Origin of the sequence: Anaerosporomusa subterranea, from assembly GCF_001611555.1 — a bacterium.
Lineage (GTDB): Bacteria > Bacillota > Negativicutes > Sporomusales > Acetonemataceae > Anaerosporomusa > Anaerosporomusa subterranea.
This window is the reverse complement of record NZ_LSGP01000015.1, coordinates 1-2,853: the sequence shown is the minus strand read 5'-3', so window position 1 is coordinate 2,853 and position 2,853 is coordinate 1. Positions and strand designations below refer to the sequence as shown.

Here is a 2,853-nt window from a genome sequence, read left to right as displayed (position 1 = left end):
CTTAGTTTGGTACTGGTCGCTTGCTTGTTGTTATTAGTAGGATGTTCCACGACAAAAGACGCAAAACCGCAAGACGGCAAAGCAACAGTAAAGGTCATGAAGGTTGGCTCAGTTAACCCGAAAGCAAGATCGCTGTCTCAAGGCTTTTACAAATTCCAAGAAATTGTAGAAAAAGAATCCGGCGGCTCGATCAAAGTGGAAGTTTATCCTGATGGCGTACTGGGCGACGACCGCCGCACGTTGGAAGGTCTGCAACTAGGATCAATCCAAGGCACAACCGTAACAACCGGACCGATCTCCTCATTCTCGCCGACCATTGGTGTATTTGACCTCCCGTTCCTGTTCAAAGATACCCAAACCGCCCACAAAGTTCTTGACGGCCCTATCGGCACAGAGATGTTAGCTGGTTTATCCAAGTCAAGCTTCATTGGCCTTGCTTACTGGGAGAACGGCTTTAGACACATGTCGAACAGCCGCCGCGACGTAACCACTATGGACGAAATGAAAGGCCTGAAAATCCGCACCATGGAAAGCGCCATTCACGTAGACGTTTGGAAAGCCCTGGGCGTTAACCCGACCCCAATGTCCATGAGCCAAGTATACACCGCACTGGAACAAAAAGTTGTTGACGGCCAGGAAAACCCGCTCGGTAATCTCTTGTCCTATAAACTTGACGAAGTGCAAAAACACGTTACCTTGACCGGCCACGTCTATGCAGCCAGCCCGTTCTTGGTTAGCAAAGTGTTCTGGGATACCCTGAACGACAAAGAAAAAGAAATCATGAAGAAAGCCGCCATCGAAGCCAGAGATTACCAAAGAAAACTCAATGCCGAAGAAGATAAAGCAGCCACTGCCGCTTTAACTGCTAAAGGCGTAAAGGTTATTCCTCTGAAAGCTGGCGAGAAAGAAAAAATGCAAGAAGCAGTAAAACCCATCTATGAAAAATACCAAGCAACTTACGGCGCCGAATTGGTTAAGAAAGTAGTCGAAGCCGCGAAGTAAGAGCTTAGGAACCTGACTATAGACAGTATTGTCTAGTTACCAAATTCGCTTCTTGAGGAAACGTTAAATCTCCTTAAGAAGCGAATTCTTTCGGTAAAGTTCAAATTGGGGGATAGGAGGAAAAGGGCAATATGAGCAGACTATACAAATTTGTTGAAAGCCTATTAAATGTCATGATGGCAAGTTTTCTGTTTCTGATGATGGTCTTTATTTTAGGCAACGTAATATTGCGCTACTTCTTTAATTCAGGACTCACCTGGGCGGAAGAATTGTCCCGTTTTCTGTTCGTTTGGATTGTATTTATCGGCGCCATTGGCGCGATGAAGGATAATAAACACCTTGGCTTTTCTTCAGTCGTGAAGCAAATGCCGCTAGCGGTGAAAAAACTGTTCGTCGTGATTAGCAACATTGTGATGCTCTGGGTTCTGTATCTGCTTTTAACCGGAACTTGGGCGATGACAGTACTCGGCATGAATAACCGGGCGTCTTCGACCGACATGCCATTAGCATTCATGTTCGGTGTAGGACTGATCACCTTTAGCTGCATGATCGTCATGGTGTGTATCAACACCTATCGAGCCGTATATGTTGAAGGCGCGGTTAATGAGTTAATTGATTTGCAAGAATCAGAAGATGAAGTACATCTGGAGAAATTTGCGAAGGGAGATGACAAATAATGGCGGTTATAGTTTTCATAGTATCATTATGCGGTACGATGGCGCTGGGTATGCCGATCGCTTTCGCCCTGCTGTTTAGCGGCGTCGCGTTGATGCTGGGTCTAAACATGCTAGATGGACGGATCTTAGCCCAACAGTTGATCGGCGGCGCTGATAACTTCCCATTGATGGCCATTCCCTTCTTCCTATTGGTAGGCGAACTAATGAACGCTGGTGGTATTTCCAAACGGATTGTTAACTTTGGTTTAGCGTTAGTCGGTCATATCCGTGGCGGCCTCGGCTATGTTGCCATTATCGCTTCCTTCATTTTCGCCGGATTATCCGGATCAGCGGTTGCGGATACGGCAGCACTGTGCGCGATCATGGTTCCAATGATGGGTGAAATTGGCTATGACAAGAGCCGAGCCGCCGCTCTGATCGGCGCATCGGCAATCATTGCCCCGATTATCCCGCCAAGTATTCCGTTTATCGTATTCGGCGCAATCAGTGGCGTGTCAGTTATTAAACTATTCATGGCCGGTCTGTTTCCCGGCGTGCTCATCGCCATCAGCCTAGCGATTGTCTGGTGGTACATGGCTCGGAAACTGAATGTGCAAACCTTCCCGAGAAAGAGCTTTAAAGAAATTGTCGCCGCCACCCGTGAAGCCAGTTGGGCGCTAGCGCTACCGATCCTGATCATGGTTGGGATCAAGTTCGGGGTTGTCACCCCGACAGAGGCAGCCGCAGTGGCTGTTGGCTATACGATGTTTCTCTGCTTTGTCGTCTACCGCGAAATCACCGTTAAAGACTTTTATCATATCCTCATCACCGCCTCCAAATCGACCAGTATTATCATGTTTCTGATCGCATCAGCGATGATCTCTGCCTGGATGATTGCCGTAGCCAATGTGCCGGCCGCAATCGGCGTATGGCTGGAACCGTTGATTGATCAACCGGTTATACTGATGATCGCGATCAATATTCTGGTGTTTATTGTCGGTACTGCGATGGACTTAACGCCTACCGTGCTAATTCTTACCCCGATGCTTATGCCAATCGTTACGAAAGCGGGAATTGACCCTGTATACTTTGGTGTGGTATTCATTCTGAATAATGCGATCGGCCTGATCACCCCGCCAGTTGGTACAGTTCTTAATGCAGCGTGTGGCGCGAGTAAAGTTAGTATGGACGATAT

At 47.6% G+C, this 2,853-nt stretch carries 3 protein-coding genes; all 3 read left to right on the top strand.

Annotated features, from left to right (window positions below):
• The first annotated feature begins 6 nt into the window (after nt 1-6).
• Nucleotides 7-1,002: a DctP family TRAP transporter solute-binding subunit gene (locus AXX12_RS07420; protein ID WP_461781731.1), complete on the top strand. Its 996-nt coding sequence runs from the start codon at nt 7-9 to the stop codon at nt 1,000-1,002.
• 131 nt (nt 1,003-1,133) lie between these two features.
• Nucleotides 1,134-1,679, top strand: a complete 546-nt coding sequence (locus AXX12_RS07415; protein ID WP_066240399.1) for a TRAP transporter small permease — start codon at nt 1,134-1,136, stop codon at nt 1,677-1,679.
• Nucleotides 1,679-2,853, top strand: a 1,175-nt coding sequence (locus tag AXX12_RS07410) for a TRAP transporter large permease (protein WP_066240397.1), incomplete at its 3' end; no start/stop codon positions are given. The genes AXX12_RS07415 and AXX12_RS07410, both read left to right, overlap by 1 nt.

Excerpts from the sequence above, each read along its gene's own strand:
- AXX12_RS07415 (WP_066240399.1), top strand. The coding sequence starts at position 1,134 with ATGAGCAGACTATACAAATTTGTTGAAAGCCTATTAAATGTCATGATG.